Origin of the sequence: Kosakonia sp. CFBP8986 (genome assembly GCF_034044935.1) — a bacterium.
GTDB classification, from domain to species: Bacteria; Pseudomonadota; Gammaproteobacteria; order Enterobacterales; family Enterobacteriaceae; genus Kosakonia; species Kosakonia cowanii.
Window position 1 is genome coordinate 691,374 of sequence record NZ_JAXCXB010000001.1, and the last position, 18,428, is coordinate 709,801.

Genomic DNA, 18,428 nt, shown 5'->3' on the forward strand with positions numbered 1-18,428 from the left:
CGATCCTTGCCATTTCACCTGTGTAAAAAGATTTCAATGTATCTTATTTTTCTTTTTTTTAAATTTTAAACATTATGCTAAATAAAAAAACGAACCGCTGAGGGTTCGTCTTTTTATTTATTTCAGAACTATTTATCCAGCTCCAGTAATGACCTCGCAACATCGGCATAGAAAGCATTAACATAAGCCTGCGGGATGACATCAAATCCCATAAAGTCGAGATGATCCCAATCGTACATTACCGGGTAATAGCTCCACTGCCCTTTTTTCGGCTGGCCATCATAGGGTTTCGCATCAGCACCAAAGGGGTAATAGCTGGAAACTGAATTCACCAGCCCATCATTCGTCGTCCAGGTGGCATTAATTAATGATGTTTGCGGATCGGTAATGGTTTTACCCATATAGGTTGCTGACGGCACCAGCAGTGGATTGGTATAGACGCCGGGGATCTGGAAAGAGGTAAACGGCACGCCAACGGTTGTTTTACCGGTATGCGAGAAATAATAGACGTTGGGCTTAGTCTCCAGGTACTGCTTATTCGCACTGACGCCAACTACCGAGAGATCGTAAGAGGCAATATCCTTCGAATCCCAGATGCTGCTGGTGAAAACATCGCGAATATATTCAGCCAGGCTCTCATCCGGGTCGCGACGCAGGCCAAACTGATCGAGTTTGAAATCATACACAAATGAAGAGAGCGACGACACGCCGGCAATAGTCGCCGCTTTGCGGACCATATCTTCAATCAGGCCAACGATCAGGTTTTTATCTTGTGCAAACGAGCTGCCATTATTTGGCGTCGCGACGGTAGTGACGCTGAAAACATAATCTTTCCCGCCTTCAAAAAGCGGAGAGAGCTCTGTTCCGGGGTGCGATTCATGGAACGCGCGCTCCTCTTCGCTGCCATCCTGCAGCATATCGACCAGCTGGCGGCTGGTTAACCCGCCCATACTGTGGCCAACGAGGTGGATCTTATGGTGCTCATCCCAGTGTGGATAGATGCCGGGGTAAGTTTTACCGTAGCGGGCATGGTTCGCTTTCAGGGAATGGGCGGCGCCATAATCAACGGTGCCGCCTTTAATATAGTAATAGAGCTCAACCGCGCGATCCCAGTTGCTGGAAACCGGCCCAACAACGGCGGCGTAAGACTCCACCCCATTGCTATTTAAATAGGCAATGGTGTCATCAAACCCGCCCCAATATTTGAAACCCAGCATTTCATCGGGGCCCCAGCCGACAACACCATGAACAAAAATCAGGGGATAGTGATTTCCTTTTTGGGCCATGTTTTGTGGAGCCGCGTCGACTGTCTCCGCCGCGACGAAAGAGGAATTAATAAGCGAAGCTGATACCAATAGCGCTAAAGATAATTTCTTTAAAGTTTTCAATGTAACTTCATCCTTTTTTATTTACACCAACGTTGCGTCGCTAATAGTACCTTTCACGGTGCTTTTCTTTTCAGCCCTTAAAGTGGATTAATATACAAGAATGCTCTCGGATAATTTTTGAATAATCGCATTAAGGCGAAAGGGTAAATAATTTATTTGGATTAGGATAATTCACGTGAATTAATAACTTATTAAATTACATTTTAAATCACTGGTAATTAAGGTTTGTATTGCGCAACAGATAGCTGGGGAATAGCCATATTCGAGACCTGCATCACATTTTTTTACCATAGCGTTAACTGCTTCAAAAAATTGATGCGCTGTCTCCCAGAATGCTTGCCAAATACTTGACGCATTATACGAATTATCTAAATTGTAGAGTCGTGAGTTGGCGAGGTTTTGAACAACCCGCCGCTCCGCCACCGGTTCATTCCATCTTACTTAAATAAGTTTTACGAAGGATGTCGAAGCATGGAAATGGGTACTGTAAAGTGGTTCAACAATGCCAAAGGGTTTGGCTTCATCTGCCCGGAAGGCGGTGGTGAAGATATCTTCGCCCATTACTCCACCATCCAGATGGATGGTTACAGAACGTTAAAAGCCGGGCAGACGGTCCGGTTTGATGTACACCAGGGCCCTAAAGGCAATCATGCCAGTCTTATCGTGCCAGTAGAACTGGAAGCGATAGCCTGACGCCTGTGACTTCGTTGTGTACAAAGTGCAGTGAAATGCCAGCCCGGTGGGCTGGCATTTTTATTACTCGCGCGCCAGCGCATCCACCGGATCGAGCCGCGCGGCATTGCGGGCAGGAAGCCAGCCAAACAGCACGCCGGTAAAGGTGGAGCACAAAAACGCCGTTAACAGCGCAACCGGCGAGAAGCCAATCTCCCAGCCGGGCAGAAAGAGCTGCAGAGTGAAGGCGATCAGCATCGACAGCATCACGCCCAGCGCACCGCCCACCAGGCAGACAAACACTGCTTCAATCAGAAACTGTGACAGCACGTCGCCCGCACGTGCGCCCACCGCCATTCGGATGCCAATCTCCCGGGTACGCTCGGTGACCGACACCAGCATGATATTCATCACGCCAATCCCGCCCACCAGCAGCGAGATCACCGCCACCAGCGTTAAAAAGAGTTGCAGCGTACGAGTCGTTTTCTCTGCCGTTTTCAGCACCCCGTCCATGTTCCAGACAAAGAAATCCTTTTTACCGTGGCGAAGATTAAGCAGCTGCGTCAGTTGCTGCTCGGCTTGTTCACTGCTGTAGCCCTCATTTACGCGCACGGTAATGGAGTTGAGCCATGACTGGCCCATAATCCGCCCGGCAATGGTGCTGTAAGGCAGCCAGACGCGCAGGATCTTGCTGCTGCCGAACATCGACTGCTTCTCCTCCGCTACACCAATCACCGTCGCCGGCATATTACCCACCAGAATCACTTCACCCACTACGCTGGCTTTATCCGGGAAGAGCTGCCGCCGGGTATTGCTGTCGAGCACCACCACCTGCGCGCGCCTGCCCTGCTGCTCGGCGTTAAACGCGGTGCCTTCGCTAAAGGTCATACCGTAAACGTTAAAATATTGCCCGCTGACGCCGTTCGCGCTGGCCGCCACGTCGATATTGCCGTAACGCAGACGCAGGTTTTGCGATACCGATGGCGTGGCTGAGCGCACCCACGGCTGCTTTTGAATGGCAAGCAGATCGTCATACTTCAGCGCCTGCTGGTTTTGCGGCTCATCATCACCAAAATCTTTACCGGGGTAGACATCAATGGTGTTGGTGCCGATGGAGCGGATATCTGCCAGCACCAGTTGCTTGGCCGCATCGCCCACCACCACAATCGACACCACCGAGGCGATGCCGATAATAATGCCGAGCATGGTGAGCAAGGTGCGCATTTTGTTGGCCGCCATCGCCCGCCAGGCCATGGTCAGCGCTTCCTGGAAACGGCTGGTGAACTGCCGCCAGCCGCCGACGGAGGTGACAACGCTTTCATGCTTTGCCGCAGAGTTGGCGGAAGTTTTTGCCGGCGGATTAGCAATAATTTCGCCATCGCGGATCTCAATGATCCGCTCAGCCTGCGCGGCAACCTGCGGATCGTGGGTGACGATAATCACCGTGTGGCCGCGATCGCGCAGCTGATGGAGGATCGCCATCACCTCTTCGCCGGAGTGGCTATCCAGCGCGCCGGTTGGCTCATCGGCGAGGATCACCTGCCCGCCGTTCATCAACGCACGCGCAATACTGACGCGCTGCTGCTGGCCGCCGGAGAGTTGCGAAGGTTGATACTCGCTGCGATCGCCAAGCCCGAGGCGCGTCAGCAACTCTTTAGCGCGCGCCAGCCGCGCTTTGCGCTCCGTCCCGGCATAGACCGCTGGCACTTCAACATTCTGTGCGGCGGTCAGATGGGAGAGCAGATGGTAGCGCTGAAAGATAAAACCAAAGTGCTCGCGGCGCAGCTGCGCCAGCGCGTCGCCGCTGAGGGTCGAGACATCCGTTCCCGCCACGCGATAGGTGCCGCGAGTCGGCTTATCGAGACAGCCGAGAATGTTCATCAGCGTCGATTTACCGGAGCCGGACGCGCCCACAATCGCCACCATCTCGCCTGCGTTTATGGTGAGCGTAATGCCTTTCAGCACTTCCACCATGCCGTCGCCGGAGGGGTAGCTGCGGCGAATCTCCTTCAGTTCAAGCAGGGCGGTCATTGCGCCGCGCCCTCTTTCCGCTCGCCGATTACCACTTCATCGCCCGCGTCCAGCCCTTTGACCACCACCACATCGGTATCGTTACGCGCGCCGAGGATCACCTCCCGCTCGCGGGTCTCGCCATTGCGCAGCACTTTGACCTTATAGCGGTTATCACCAACCGGCTCGCCGAGCGCCGCCAGCGGAATGGTCAGCACGTTTTTCTGCCCGGTGAGCTGGATCTGCACCTGCGCGGTCATCTCCAGACGCAGCACGCCCTGCGGGTTGGGCACTTCAAAACGCGCGTAGTAGAAGATGGCGTCGTTGACCTTCTCCGGGGTCGGCAGAATATCTTTCAGTACCCCTTCATAGCGGGTACCCGGATCGCCCAGCACGGTGAACCACGCTTTTTGCCCCGGTTTGAGATGAATGACATCCGCTTCGGAGACCTGCGCTTTCACCAGCATGGTACTCATGTCGGCGACCGTCAGAATGTTCGGCGCCTGCTGCATGGCAATCACCGTCTGCCCTTCCAGAGTGGTGATTTGCGTCACCTCCCCGTCCATCGGCGCGAGGATGCGGGTGTAATCGAGATTGGTTTTTGCCGTATCGAGCGTCGCCTGGTTACGTTTGATCTGCGCATCGATGGTGCCAATCTGCGCCTGTTTTACGGCGACATCCGTGGCCGAAGTGTCAAGATCCTGGCGCGACACCAGGTGGCTCTGCACCAGCTGCTGCTGACGTCCATAAGTCACCTGCGCCAGCTTCAGCTCGGCCTGCGCCTGGCGGCGCTGCGCCCGCAGCTCCATCAGCGTCGCTTCCACTTCTTTAATCTGGTTTTCCGCCTGCGCCGGGTCAATGATGCCCAGCAGCTGATCTTTCTTCACCTTATCGCCGATGTTGACCGTCAGGCGCTGTAACTCACCATTGACCTGCGCGCCGACGTCAACTTTGCGAAGCGCGTCGAGTTTGCCGGTCGCCAGCACCATTTGTTGCAGCTCGCCCGGCTTAACAATCAGCGTCTGATACTGCACCACCGGCGCATTTAACTTGCTCCAGAGCCAGAAAGCCGCCAGCACTATGATGACGATCAGCACAAACAACCCTGTCCTGCGTTTTCCCTTCAGTTTCATAAAATTTCCAGATAATCGGACATGCGATGGAGAGAGCAATTTTAACTAAACAGCGGCTCAACGAAACCTCATCTTCGCATTTTCTCCCTTATCCATTGAAGAGGCGTTGAGTCAGCACCTGATGAAATTGAGATCTCTTAATGAAATGTGAGTTGCACCATGTCCGTTATCGCTACTGTTTTTGAACCTCAACGGCCGCTCCCGAAAACGGCCTGGCAGCTATTCGCTTCTCTGCTTACCGGCGATCTGGTGCCGGGCCCCGCCTGGGAGAAAGGCTCCCACCGGCGTAAATTCCTGCTGCGCTCGCTGGCGATGCCTTTTGCCACCGCGCACTTTTTGTCACGTCTCGTTGACCAGCCACACCTCGCCCGCAAGCTGCATATGCAGCCGGGTCTGCCGTGCCGGTTACACCGCCCCTGGCTCTCCGTCAACCTGACGCGTCAGCAAACCAGCGAGGCGATTTGCTGGCACTACGACACGTTTAATCGTCTGCTGCCCGAAGGGATGGTGAGCAGCTATCTCACAACGTCGGGCTGCACGCTGGCCCGGCTGACCGGAAAAGATGAGCAGAGTTACTCCATCCGTCTCTGGTCAGACGCCGCGCTGGATAAAGAGGGCGAAGCGACGCTCACCTTTTATGACGCGCTGGAGACGCCGCTGGCGCGCCTCACCTTCACCATCTGCCCCTTTAACGGCTTGACCACGCTCTATATTGGTGGGCTGCAAGGGCCAAAATCCCATGTGCCCCACGAAGCGATCCAGGGCGCGACCAAAGCCTGTCACGGGCTGTTCCCGAAGCGGCTACTGGTCGAAGCGGCAATGATGCTGGCGCAGTACCTCGACGTGGAAGCGATCCGCGCGGTAAGCAATGAAACGCACATCTATCAGAGCCTGCGCTATCGCAAGAAAAAACTGCGCCAGCTGCATGCGGACTACAACAGCTTCTGGGAATCACTCGGTGGCGTTGTCGATGGTCAGAGAGACTTCGTGCTGCCACTGATGATGCCACGTAAACCGATTGAGGAGATCGCCAGCAAAAAACGCGCAGAGTATCGCCGCCGTTATGAGCTGCTCGATAGCCTGCAAAGCCAGACTGCCGAACGTTGCCAGCGCTAATCGGCTCTCCCGCGCGCCAGCCACAGCACGCGGGAGAACATTTTACGCAGCAGCGGCGGGATCGCCTCCACGCCGCGCCTGCCCGCTTCCATCGCCACCTCAATGGCCAGATCCGGTTTTGACGCGCGGTGGATCGCTTTAGTGATCACCCGGTGCGCGTTCATCGGCACGTTTGCCGGCAGCTGCGCCACGCGGTGATAGACATCATCAAACCCTTCGCGATACATAAAGTGCTCCATGTCACGCGCCGGCAGTTCGGTTAAATGAACGCGCACCTGATCGGGATGGTTATCAAGTACGCCGCGCACAGTGGCGGCATATTTTTTCCCCGCTTCGTCGCCATCCACCAGCACATGCCACTCAATGCCCATCCGGCGGGCAAATTTGATCAGCGGCTTCAGGCCGCACTGCGCGAACTCAATCACCTTTATCCCTTCAGCATCAAAGTGGTGCCCACACTGGCGCGCAAGATCGTTAATCACCCAGGTTTCCGTCTCCCCTTCGACCAGCAGCCAGCAGCGGGCAAACAGTGATGAGGGACGGTTGACGCGAATATGAAATGCGATGCGCCGCCCATCCTCTGCGCTCAGCCCGCCCGGCCCGAGGCGCCAGGCCGCGACGCGTGACGATTCGCGCACCAGCCGGCAGACATGCTCAACGGGCGTCAGCGACAGCAGTTCACCGGAGTTCGTGGTGGTAATACGTTGCAGCGGCAACAGGTTTAACAACTGCCAGGCGACGGAGAGCATAATCGGATGCAGCCGCGTTTCGGGATCTTCCACCAGCAATAGCGGACGCGCATCGCGATCGAGGTGCACAGAGCCTTTGGCCTGCAATAGCGTGGAAAAAAAGCCCAGCAGAATTACCCGGTACATGCGCCCGCCGGGCTTATCAATCATGCGGTTGATGGTGTCGAGATAGCGCCAGCTACGCTGCTCATCATGGGAGCGACGGCGCATCAGGCGCGGCAGCGACGTACCGCTGCCCTGCTCGGCAAAGTAGTGCTCCAGCAGTTGCACCATCGCCGATAAGCCGTGGCGGATCTGCGCATCGGTGAGATTTTGCGGTCTTGATACCAGCTCGCGGGAGAGAAAATCGAGCTGGCGCGCGGTGCTCTCCAGCAGCGGTGTTTCCGGCGTGCCGCCGCTGCGCAGCCGGCGCATAAAACGCGCATCGCGCAGGCGCAGCACCGGCGAGAGGCGAATCAGCTGGCGCGCCATCTCATCACTGTCACGCAGCGGCAGCAGTTCGCCTTTAGTGTCGAGAAAACCGCGCAGCGTCCTTACTTCGCCCCCGGCCGAAAGCTCCCCTTCATGGCGATAAAAGAGACGGTGATAACCATCGTCACTGGGCACCCAGCACTCCGCCAGCGGGCGATAGCGCCGCGTTTTATACCGCCCCGGTTCAGATTCACGAAAGGTGAGAATAATGTGCAGATGGTGCTCGCGGCCGTTGATATCCCCCGGCGGAAACCAGAAGTCATCGCGCACAAAATGGTAGAGATCGTTTTGCGGCGACAGCAGTAGGGTGAGCGCATCCAGCAGGCTTGATTTGCCCCATGCATTCTCACCAATTAACACGTTGTTCTGTTCAAGCTGCAATGAGAGGCGATTAATACCCCGAAATCCCACAACCTCAACTCGCTCCAGAATCATCTCTCATCCTCCGGGTGTGTTGCCCTCTCCCTGCGCCAACAGCATAACGGCAGGCGGGAAGCGCCATTGAAATCTGCATTTGCATAAAATCGCTCACTTTTCGCAGCTTTACTCACTTTCAGCCTTTCTGTAGTGTGTTGCAGTGCATATAAATTTACGTAAGGATTTGGGCTGTTCATGTTTTCAGGATTGTTAATTATTCTTCTGCCGCTGGTCGCGGGCTACCTCATTCCGCTGCGCCACGCCTCCGCGCTCAAACTGATCAATAAACTGCTCAGCTGGATTGTCTACGTGATCCTCTTTTTTATGGGTATCAGCCTCGCCTTCCTTGATAACCTTAGCGCTAACCTGCTGTCGATATTGCATTATTCCGCGGTCAGCGTGGTGATTATTTTACTCTGCAACGCCTGTGCGCTGCTGTGGCTGGAGCGATCCCTGCCGTGGCGCCATCACCACCAGCAGGAAGTGCTGCCATCGCGGCTGGCGATGGCGCTGGAGTCGTTGCGCCTGTGCGGCGTGGTGCTGCTCGGTTTTGTGATTGGCCTGAGCGGCCTTGCGTTTTTGCAGCACGCGACCGAAGCCAGCGAATACACGCTGATCTTCCTGCTGCTGCTGGTCGGTATTCAGCTGCGTAACAGCGGCATGACCCTGAAACAGATTGTGCTGAACCGCCGCGGAATGATTATCGCGGTGGTCGTTTGTGCCAGTTCGCTGGTGGGCGGTGTGATCAACGCGCTACTCCTCGATTTGCCGCTGAGAACCGGGCTGGCGATGGCCTCCGGCTTTGGCTGGTACTCCCTTTCCGGCATTCTGCTTACTGAATCCTTTGGCCCGGTGATTGGCAGCGCGGCGTTCTTTAACGATCTGGCGCGCGAACTGATCGCCATTATGCTGATCCCCGGGCTTGTTGGCCGCAGCCGTTCAACCGCACTCGGGTTATGCGGCGCAACGTCGATGGATTTTACCCTGCCGGTGTTGCAGCGCTCTGGCGGGCTGGAGATGGTGCCCGCCGCCATTGTCCACGGATTCGTACTCAGTCTGCTGGTGCCGCTGTTAATGGCGCTCTTCTCCGCCTGATCCCCTTCGGCGGTGGGTTTCTGCCGCCAAACTTGCGCTAAATCAATCTCGGCGTAAATAGCCGCTAAAAGACCTTTCACGCCTTCGCCCGCACTATTAATCTTAAACATGCATTTTAAATATAACTTTAAAGAAGGTGTGACCATGTTTTGTGTGCAATGTGAACAAACCATCCGTACCCCGGCAGGAAATGGCTGTTCTTACGCGCAGGGGATGTGCGGGAAAACCGCTGAAACCTCCGATCTCCAGGATCTGCTGATTGCCGCCCTGCAGGGGCTTTCCGCCTGGGCCTGCAAAGCGCGCGACTACGATCTGATTGACCATGAGATTGATAACTTTGCGCCGCGCGCCTTCTTCTCCACCCTGACCAACGTTAACTTCGATTCCGTGCGCATTATCGGTTACGCCCGCGAAGCGATTGCCAAACGTGAAGCACTGAAAGCCCTCTGCCTGGCGATAGATCCACAGGCGCAGGTAGATAACCCGATGGCAGATTTACAGCTGGTGAGCGACGATCTCGGCGCGTTGCAGCGCCAGGCGGCGGAATTCACCCCGAATAAAGATAAAGCGGCGATTGGCGAAAACATTCTTGGCCTGCGCCTGCTCTGCCTGTATGGCCTCAAAGGCGCGGCGGCCTACATGGAACATGCCCACGTGCTCGGTCAGTACGATAACGATCTCTACGCGCGCTACCACAACATCATGGCATGGCTCGGCACCTGGCCGGCGGATATGAACGCCCTGCTGGAGTGCGCGATGGAGATCGGCAAGATGAACTTCAGCGTGATGAGCATTCTCGACGCGGGTGAAACCAGCCTCTATGGTCACCCGACGCCAACCCAGGTCAACGTCAAAGCGGTGGCGGGCAAATGCATTCTCATTTCCGGCCACGACCTGAAAGATCTCTATAACCTGCTGCAACAGACCGAAGGCACTGGCGTTAACGTCTATACCCACGGCGAAATGCTGCCAGCGCACGGTTACCCGGAGTTGCGTAAATTCAAACATCTGGTCGGTAACTACGGCAGCGGCTGGCAGAACCAGCAGGTTGAGTTCGCCCGTTTCCCCGGCCCGATTGTGATGACCTCCAACTGCATTATCGACCCGACCGTCGGTTCCTATGACGATCGTATCTGGACGCGCAGTATCGTTGGCTGGCCGGGCGTTAACCACCTTGAAGGCGACGACTTTGCCCCGGTGATCCGCCAGGCGCAGCAGATGTCCGGCTTCCCGTTTAGCGAGATCGAACACCTGATCACCGTTGGTTTTGGTCGCCAGACGCTGCTCGGCGCGGTCGATACATTGATCGATCTGGTGAGCCGCGAAAAACTGCGCCACCTCTTCCTGGTCGGCGGCTGTGATGGCGCACGCGGGGAGCGCAGCTACTTCACCGATTTTGCCACCCAGGTGCCGGATGACTGCCTGATCCTGACGCTGGCCTGCGGCAAATACCGCTTTAACAAACTCGACTTTGGCAATATTGAAGGCCTGCCGCGTCTGGTCGATGCCGGGCAGTGTAACGACGCCTACTCGGCGATTATTCTGGCGGTGACGCTGGCCGACAAACTCGGCTGCGGTGTTAACGATCTGCCGCTCTCGCTGGTGCTCTCGTGGTTTGAACAGAAAGCGATTGTCATTTTGCTGACTCTGCTCTCGCTGGGTGTGAAAAATATTGTCACCGGCCCCACCGCACCGGGCTTCCTGACGCCGGATCTGCTGGCGGTGCTGAACGAGAAGTTCGGCCTGCGCCAGGTGACCACCGTCGAGCAGGATATGCAGCAGTTACTGAGCGCATAAGGAGCGAAAAATGAGCATGCCAACCCCTCAATGCCCGTGGCGGATGCAGGTGCACCATATCCACCAGGAGACGCCGGATGTCTGGACGCTTTCGCTGCTGTGCCATGATTACTACCCCTACCGCGCCGGGCAGTATGCGCTGGTGAGTATTGGCAACAGCGCCAACACGCTGCGCGCCTATACCCTCTCCTCGACGCCGGGCGTCAGTGAATACATTACGCTGACCATTCGCCGTATTGATGAGGGTGCCGGCTCGCAGTGGCTGACGCGTGAGGTTAAGCGCGGCGATTATCTCTGGCTCTCCGACGCGCAGGGGGAATTTACCTGCGATAACGAACCGAACGATAAGCTGTTGCTGTTGGCGGCAGGCTGCGGCGTGACGCCGATTATGTCGATGCGTCGCTGGCTGGCGAAACACCGTCCTCAGGCGGATGTGCAGGTGATTTTCAGCGTGCGCTCGCCGCAGGATGTGATCTTTGCCGATGAGTGGCGAAACTACCCGGTGACGCTGGTGGCGGAGCACAACGCTACCGATGGCTTTGTGGCGGGGCGTTTAAGCCGCGAGCTGCTGAGCGCGGTGCCGGATCTGAGTGCGCGTACGGTGATGACCTGCGGCCCGGCGCCCTATATGGCATGGGTTGAGCAGGAGGTGAAAGCGCTCGGCGTCACCCGCTTCTTTAAAGAGCAGTTCTTTACGCCAGTTGCCGAAGCCGCCGCCAGCGGGCTGAAGTTCAGCAAGCTATCGCCGATGAAAACCTTCTATGCGCCGGTGGGCAGCACGCTGCTGGAGGCGCTGGAGAGCAATAAAATGCCGGTCAACGCCGCCTGTCGCGCAGGCGTGTGTGGCTGTTGCAAAACGCAGGTGATTTCCGGGGAGTATTCGGTCAGCAGCACCATGACGCTGACCGAGAAGGAGATTGCCGACGGGTTTGTGCTCGCCTGCTCCTGTCACCCGCAGGGGGATTTGGTGTTAGCGTAAGGTGCCGATGATGATGCCGGATGGCGCTGCGCTTATCCGGCCTACAAAACAAGCCGTTATGCCTTTGTAGGCCGGATAAGGCGACAGCCGCCATCCGGCATTTTTACATCACAACTACTTCCACGCGGGCGCGACGGAATACCGCCCTGCCCCCATAAACGCCACCGCCAGCGCACCAAGGAAGAAGTAAACAATACTCTCAATCGCCCACGCCCCGGTCACCTCCAGCGAACCGGTTTCGCCAATGCCCACCATCAGCCAGGCGACAACCATGGTAAATGCCAGCACCAGCGCCGCCGGGCGGGTAAAAATACCGAGAATAATCAGCACCGGACAGAGCACTTCCCCCACCAGCACGCCGTAAGCGATAAACCCCGGCAGCCCTTTTGCCGCCAGCATCCCGGCAATGCCATCAATCCCGCCAATCAGCTTATGCACGCCGTGAAACAGCATCAGCCCGCCGACCGCCAGACGCAGCAGCAAGCGCCCCAAATCCTCATGCGAAAACATCTTATTAACTGAATTTAACAATGATTTAACCATCTGAAAGTATTCCTGTTTTCGTTGTCTGACACCAACCTATGCCTGTTCATCGTCAAAATAAACCCCTGTTTCACTTATGGATATAATATTCCCGCCTCGTTACCTGTTGATTGTCTAAGCTTGTAAGCGTGATCACAAAAAGGAGCCTCAATATGAAACAGACAGTGGCCGCGTATATCGCCAAAACCCTCGAACAGGCGGGCGTAAAACGGATTTGGGGCGTCACCGGCGACTCCCTCAACGGGCTGAGCGACAGCCTGAACCGCATGGGCACCATCGACTGGATGCCCACCCGCCATGAAGAGGTGGCCGCTTTTGCCGCAGGCGCCGAAGCGCAGGTCTCGGGCGAACTGGCGGTATGCGCAGGCTCCTGCGGGCCGGGCAACCTGCACCTGATCAACGGCCTGTTTGACTGCCACCGCAACCGCGTGCCGGTGCTGGCCATTGCCGCGCATATTCCGTCGAGCGAAATCGGCAGCGGCTATTTTCAGGAGACGCATCCGCAGGAGCTTTTCCGTGAATGCAGCCACTACTGCGAGCTGGTCTCCAACCCGGAACAGATCCCGCAAGTGCTGGCGATTGCCATGCGCAAAGCAATCCTCAACCGCGGCGTCTCCGTCGTGGTGCTGCCCGGCGATGTTGCCCTGCAGGCGGCACCGGAAAGCGCCAGCAGCCACTGGTATCGCGCCCCGCAGCCGGTGGTGGTTCCCGCCGAGGAGGAGCTGCAAAAGCTGGCGCAACTGCTGCGTTACTCCAGCAATGTCGCGCTGATGTGCGGCAGCGGCTGTGCCGGTGCGCATAAAGAGCTGTTGGCCTTCGCCGGTAAGCTCAACGCGCCGATTGTTCACGCCCTGCGCGGCAAAGAGCACGTTGAGTATGACAACCCCTTTGATGTTGGCATGACCGGGCTGATTGGCTTCTCATCCGGCTTCCACGCCATGATGAACGCCGACACGCTGGTACTGCTCGGCACCCAGTTCCCCTACCGCGCCTTCTACCCGAGTGATGCGAAGATCATCCAGATCGATATCAACCCGGCGAGCCTTGGCGCGCACAGTAAAGTCGATATGGCGCTGGTCGGCGATATCAAAGCGACGTTGGCAGCGCTGGTGCCGCTACTGGAGCAGAAAACGGATCGCGCCTTCCTCGATAAAGCGCTGGAGAACTACCGCGATGCCCGCAAAGGGCTGGACGATCTGGCGAAGCCGAGCGACAAGGCGATCCACCCGCAATATCTGGCCCAGCGCATCAGTGATTTCGCCGATGATGACGCCATTTTCACCTGCGATGTCGGCACCCCGACCGTGTGGGCCGCGCGCTACCTGAAGATGAACGGCAGACGCCGGTTGATTGGCTCCTTTAACCACGGCTCAATGGCCAACGCCATGCCGCAGGCGATTGGCGCTCAGGCCACCTACCCACAGCGCCAGGTGGTGGCGATGTGTGGGGATGGCGGTTTTAGCATGCTGATGGGCGATTTCCTCTCAGTGGCGCAGATGAAGCTGCCGCTGAAAATTGTCGTCTTTAACAACAGCGTTCTCGGCTTTGTGGCGATGGAGATGAAAGCGGGCGGCTATCTGACCGATGGCACCGAATTGCAGGCAACAAACTTTGCCCGCATCGCCGAAGCGTGCGGCATCACCGGCATTCGCGTAGAGAAATCCTCCGACGTTGACGAGGCGCTACAGCGTGCCTTCGCCATTGATGGCCCGGTACTGATTGACGTCACTGTCGCCAAAGAGGAGCTGGCCATGCCGCCGCAGATCAAACTTGAGCAGGCGAAAGGCTTCAGCCTCTATATGCTGCGCGCGATCATTAACGGGCGCGGCGACGAGGTGGTTGAACTGGCGAAAACCAACTGGCTCAGGTAAAACAGAGGGCATTACCCATCGCAAGATAAGGAAATGCCGTGATTGATTTACGCAGTGACACCGTGACCCGACCTGGACGCGCCATGCTGGAGGCAATGATGGCCGCCCCGGTCGGGGATGATGTGTATGGCGATGACCCAACGGTTAACGAACTTCAGGCCTACGCCGCTGAACTGAGCGGCAAAGAGGCCGCCCTCTTTTTACCTACCGGCACACAAGCTAACCTGGTCGCCCTGCTCAGCCACTGCGAACGCGGCGAAGAGTACATCGTCGGCCAGGGCGCGCATAATTATCTCTACGAAGCGGGCGGTGCGGCGGTGCTGGGCAGTATTCAGCCCCAGCCGATTGATGCTGCCGCCGACGGCACGCTGCCGCTGGATAAGGTCGCGGCCAAAATCAAAGCTGACGATATCCACTTTGCCCGCACTAAACTGCTGAGCCTTGAAAACACCCATAACGGCAAAGTGCTGCCGCGCGACTACCTGCAACAGGCCTGGAATTTCACCCGCGAGCGCGGGCTGGCGCTGCATGTTGACGGCGCGCGCATCTTTAACGCGCTGGTGGAGTATGGCTGCGATTTGAAAGCGATCGCGCAATATTGCGACTCCTTTACCATCTGCCTCTCCAAAGGTCTCGGCACGCCGGTTGGCTCGCTGCTGGTCGGTGATAAAGCCTACATCGTCCGCGCTAACCGCTGGCGCAAGATGACAGGCGGCGGCATGCGCCAGGCGGGCTTTTTGGCCGCAGCCGGGCTCTATGCGCTGAAAAATAACGTTGAACGGCTGAAAGAGGATCATGAGAACGCCGCCTGGCTGGCGACACAGCTGCGCGAACTCGGCGTCAACGTGATGCGCCACGATACCAATATGGTGTTTGTTCGCGTCGGCGATAACGCCCAGGCGCTGGGCGCGTTTATGCGCGAGCGCGGGGTGACGATCACCGCAGGCAGCGTGGTGCGGCTGGTGACGCATCTTGATGTCAGCCGCCAGCAGCTTGGCGAGGTGGTTCGCCACTGGCAGGCCTTTTTGCAGCGCTAAGGAGCAAATGTGGCGCAGCGCATAGCAGTGCTCGGTGCCAGCGGCTATATCGGGCAGCGGCTGGTACAAGCCCTCAGTGAGCAGGGTCATCAGGTTAAAGCCGCGGCGCGGCGCTTAGGGCGGCTGCGAAAGCTGGCGCTGGCGAATGTCTCGCTGCATGAGATTGACCTCTTCTGGCCGCAGGCGCTGCCCGCGCTGCTGGAGGATGTCGATACCCTCTACTATCTGGTGCACAGCATGGGCGAGAGCGGCGACTTTGTCGCACATGAGCGGCAGATCGCCCTTAATGTGCGCGATGCGCTACAAGGCTCCGGTGTGAAACAGGTGATCTATCTCAGCTCTTTGCAAGCCCACGAGGGAAGCGACTCCGATCATCTGCTGGCCCGCCAGCACACCGGCGATCTGCTGCGCGCCGCGGGCGTGCCGGTCACCGAGCTGCGCGCCGGGATCATTGTTGGTGCCGGTTCGGCGGCGTTTGAGGTGATGCGCGACATGGTCTTCAACCTGCCGGTGCTGACCCCACCGCGCTGGGTGCGCTCGCGCACTACCCCCATCGCGCTGGAGAATCTGCTGCACTACCTGCTTGAGTTGCTCAACCATCCGACCGATACGCACCGGGTGTTTGAAGCCGCGGGGCCGGAAGTGCTCACCTATCAGCAGCAATTTATCCGTTTTATGGCGGTGAGCGGCGTCAAGCGCCCGCTGATCCCGCTACCGCTGCCGACGCGGCTTATCTCGGTGTGGTTTTTACACCTCATCACCTCCGTGCCGCCCTCTATTGCGAAAGCGTTAATCCAGGGGCTGAAACATGACCTGCTGGCGGATGACCGCGCCCTGCGCGCGTTAATTCCGCAAACCCTAATCTCCTTTGATGAAGCGGTGCGCCGGACGCTCAGGGAGGAGGAGAAGCTGGTGAACTCCAGCGACTGGGGCTACGATCCGCAGGCTTTCTCCCGCTGGCGGCCGCAATATGGCTACTACCCGAAGCAAGCCGGTTTTAGCGTCACCACCCAGGCCAGCGCGCAGGCGTTATGGCAGGTGATCAACGGTATCGGCGGCCAAGAGCGCTACTTTTTTGGCAATCCTCTGTGGCAAACCCGCGCCGCGCTCGACAGGCTTATCGGCCATAAGCTGGCGCACGGGCGGCCGCAACGCCCTTATTTGCAGGTTGGCGATGCGGTAGACAGCTGGAAAGTGATTATCGTTGAGCCGGAGCAGCAGCTTGCCCTGCTGTTTGGCATGAAAGCGCCGGGGCTTGGGCGGTTAGTTTTTACCGTGACGGATAAGGGTGATTGCCGGGTGCTGGATGTGCGCGCCTGGTGGCATCCGCACGGTATGCCGGGGCTTTTTTACTGGCTGCTGATGTTTCCGGCGCATCTGTTTATTTTTCGCGGTATGGCGCAACGTATCGCCAGCCTTGCGGAAAAAGGCAGTGAAAAAGTCTGAGCCCATCGCCTTTCTTTTAACAATCCCATTGCATCAGGACGTGATTCACGAAAGAATGCGCGCGATAAACGCTTAACACAGTGGATTGCTATGAAGGTTCTGGTCACGGGCGCAACCAGCGGTTTAGGCCGAAACGCGGTCGAATATCTGCGGCAAAAAGGCATTGCAGTCCGGGCGACGGGCCGCAACGAAGCGATGGGCAAGCTGCTCTGCAAGATGGGCGCTGAGTTTGTACCGGCGGATTTAACCCAGCTGGTCTCTTCGCAGGCGAAAGTGATGCTCGCGGGTATCGATACATTGTGGCACTGCTCGAGTTTCACCTCGCCCTGGGGTACTCAGGAAGCGTTTGATCTCGCCAACGTGCGCGCCACGCGCCGTCTCGGCGAATGGGCGGTTGCCTGGGGCGTGCGTAACTTTATCCATATCTCCTCGCCGTCGCTCTATTTCGACTATCACCACCACCGCGACATTGACGAAGCCTTCCGCCCGCGGCGTTTCGCCAACGAGTTTGCCCGCAGTAAAGCCGCCGGTGAGCAGGTAATCGATCTGCTGGCGCAGGCGAACCCGCAAACCCGCTTTACCATTTTGCGCCCGCAGAGCCTGTTTGGCCCGCACGATAAAGTCTTTATCCCGCGGCTGGCGCAGATGATGCAGCACTACCGCAGCGTGCTGCTGCCGCGCGGCGGGGATGCGCTGGTCGATATGACCTATTACGAAAATGCGGTGCATGCGATGTGGCTGGCGAGCCAGCCGGAATGCGACGCCCTTCCCTCCGGGCGCGCTTTTAATATCACCAACGGCGAACCGCGCTCGCTGCGCACCATTGTGCAGACACTGATCGATGAGCTGGGTATCGACTGCCGTATTCGCTCCGTGCCCTATACCATGCTGGATATGGTGGCCCGCAGTATGGAGCGCTTCGGCGACAAGCGCGCGAAAGAGCCCGCCTTTACGCACTACGGGGTGTCGAAGCTCAATTTTGATTTCACGCTGGATATCAAACGCGCGCAGCAGGAGCTGGGCTACACGCCGATTGTGACGCTCGATGAGGGCATCAGACGCACGGCGTTCTGGCTAAAAGATCACGGCAAGCTGCACCGCTAAGGGACTTAAAACGGCCCGGACCTGATCTCGGAAACCCGCTGGCCGTTTTTATTGATGTAAAACCACTCACCGCCGCCCAGCGCCATATGTTCTCCCTCGCGCTGCGGCTTGCAGCCGTTACAGACCAGCGCTTTACCCTCCTGAAACTGCCAGGCGTAATCAAACTGCGGCGCAATATGGTTGCGAAACGAATCGTCCCAGTAACCCACTTTGCCATTCTGCCGGGCGCGTACCAGCCCTTCGACAAACCAGTCCGGCCCGTTATCGAAATGCACTACCGGCAGGTAGCGATCCGGCGCGCGGACATAGTAGTCGGCATCCGGTAGCCCCGCTTCGCGGGTGTAGTCATATAAGCCAACCCACGACATGCCATCCACAGCCTGGCTCTTCTCGAACAGCTCCGGCAGAAACAGCAGCTTGCCCTCCTGCAGGGTGGCGCAGTTAGCGAGGGTCTCGACGTTGTCCGTTTTTTTATCCCAGTAAGCACAGCTAAAGGGCGGTGTCGGCGCACTGTGGGCGGTAAAAGCCGCCATCAGCAGCGCGCCGGTAAGGATGCGTAAACCCATCTCCATTGACCTCGTCATAAGCCGGTCGGCAGAG

15 protein-coding genes are annotated in these 18,428 nt (G+C 57.5%); 9 read left to right on the plus strand and 6 right to left on the minus strand.

Features of this window, described 5'->3' with window-relative positions; genetic code table 11:
* Positions 1–128 precede the first annotated feature (128 nt).
* A complete protein-coding gene (locus tag SOM48_RS03200) occupies positions 129–1,286 on the minus strand; it encodes an esterase/lipase family protein (RefSeq protein ID WP_076769633.1) in 1,158 nt (385 codons plus the stop codon).
* Positions 1,287–1,859: 573 nt separating this feature from the next.
* On the opposite strand from SOM48_RS03200, the gene cspD reads away from it, so the two are divergent.
* Positions 1,860–2,081, plus strand: a complete 222-nt coding sequence (gene cspD, locus SOM48_RS03205; RefSeq protein WP_023481381.1) for a cold shock-like protein CspD — start codon at positions 1,860–1,862, stop codon at positions 2,079–2,081.
* A 63-nt stretch (positions 2,082–2,144) separates the two neighbouring features.
* On the opposite strand, the gene macB is transcribed toward cspD, so the two are convergent.
* The gene (macB, locus tag SOM48_RS03210) at positions 2,145–4,091 is read right to left on the minus strand and encodes a macrolide ABC transporter ATP-binding protein/permease MacB (RefSeq protein WP_320511420.1); all 1,947 of its coding nucleotides are present in this window, start codon (positions 4,089–4,091) and stop codon (positions 2,145–2,147) included.
* Positions 4,088–5,203, minus strand: coding sequence for a macrolide transporter subunit MacA (gene macA, locus SOM48_RS03215; protein ID WP_054804028.1), 1,116 nt, complete (start codon positions 5,201–5,203; stop codon positions 4,088–4,090). The genes macB and macA overlap by 4 nt, the downstream gene beginning before the upstream one ends.
* 159 nt (positions 5,204–5,362) lie before the next feature.
* Here macA and SOM48_RS03220 point away from each other — a divergent pair, with 159 nt between their 5' ends.
* A complete protein-coding gene (locus tag SOM48_RS03220; protein WP_076769630.1) occupies positions 5,363–6,319 on the plus strand; it encodes a VirK/YbjX family protein in 957 nt (318 codons plus the stop codon).
* On the opposite strand, the gene SOM48_RS03225 is transcribed toward SOM48_RS03220, so the two are convergent.
* Complete coding sequence (locus tag SOM48_RS03225) at positions 6,316–7,974, minus strand: ATP-dependent endonuclease (RefSeq protein WP_312200293.1); 1,659 nt, start codon at positions 7,972–7,974, stop codon at positions 6,316–6,318. The two genes, SOM48_RS03220 and SOM48_RS03225, sit on opposite strands and share 4 nt — an antisense overlap.
* 177 nt (positions 7,975–8,151) lie before the next feature.
* On the opposite strand from SOM48_RS03225, the gene SOM48_RS03230 reads away from it, so the two are divergent.
* The 3 genes from SOM48_RS03230 (at position 8,152) to hcr (ending at position 11,827) form a co-directional block, all read left to right on the plus strand.
* Positions 8,152–9,051, plus strand: coding sequence for a LysO family transporter (locus SOM48_RS03230; protein WP_023481506.1), 900 nt, complete (start codon positions 8,152–8,154; stop codon positions 9,049–9,051).
* A 144-nt stretch (positions 9,052–9,195) separates the two neighbouring features.
* Positions 9,196–10,848: a hydroxylamine reductase gene (gene hcp, locus SOM48_RS03235; RefSeq protein ID WP_200133998.1), complete on the plus strand. Its 1,653-nt coding sequence runs from the start codon at positions 9,196–9,198 to the stop codon at positions 10,846–10,848.
* Positions 10,849–10,858: 10 nt separating this feature from the next.
* The gene (gene hcr, locus SOM48_RS03240) at positions 10,859–11,827 is read left to right on the plus strand and encodes an NADH oxidoreductase (RefSeq protein ID WP_320511421.1); all 969 of its coding nucleotides are present in this window, start codon (positions 10,859–10,861) and stop codon (positions 11,825–11,827) included.
* Between the two features lie 114 nt (positions 11,828–11,941).
* Here hcr and SOM48_RS03245 read toward each other — a convergent pair whose 3' ends face one another.
* Complete coding sequence (locus SOM48_RS03245) at positions 11,942–12,370, minus strand: DoxX family protein (protein WP_042716323.1); 429 nt, start codon at positions 12,368–12,370, stop codon at positions 11,942–11,944.
* 152 nt (positions 12,371–12,522) lie between these two features.
* On the opposite strand from SOM48_RS03245, the gene poxB reads away from it, so the two are divergent.
* The 4 genes from poxB to SOM48_RS03265 all read left to right on the plus strand — a co-directional run bounded on the left by poxB (position 12,523) and on the right by SOM48_RS03265 (position 17,828).
* Complete coding sequence (poxB, locus tag SOM48_RS03250) at positions 12,523–14,241, plus strand: ubiquinone-dependent pyruvate dehydrogenase (RefSeq protein ID WP_128483282.1); 1,719 nt, start codon at positions 12,523–12,525, stop codon at positions 14,239–14,241.
* Between the two features lie 38 nt (positions 14,242–14,279).
* Entirely contained in the window at positions 14,280–15,278 is a 999-nt protein-coding gene (gene ltaE, locus SOM48_RS03255; RefSeq protein ID WP_320511422.1) for a low-specificity L-threonine aldolase, read from the plus strand.
* Between the two features lie 9 nt (positions 15,279–15,287).
* Entirely contained in the window at positions 15,288–16,724 is a 1,437-nt protein-coding gene (locus SOM48_RS03260; protein WP_320511423.1) for a DUF2867 domain-containing protein, read from the plus strand.
* Positions 16,725–16,814: 90 nt separating this feature from the next.
* Entirely contained in the window at positions 16,815–17,828 is a 1,014-nt protein-coding gene (locus SOM48_RS03265; protein ID WP_054804032.1) for an NAD-dependent epimerase/dehydratase family protein, read from the plus strand.
* Between the two features lie 5 nt (positions 17,829–17,833).
* On the opposite strand, the gene SOM48_RS03270 is transcribed toward SOM48_RS03265, so the two are convergent.
* Positions 17,834–18,394, minus strand: coding sequence for a WG repeat-containing protein (locus SOM48_RS03270; RefSeq protein ID WP_241658759.1), 561 nt, complete (start codon positions 18,392–18,394; stop codon positions 17,834–17,836).
* Positions 18,395–18,428 lie beyond the last annotated feature (34 nt).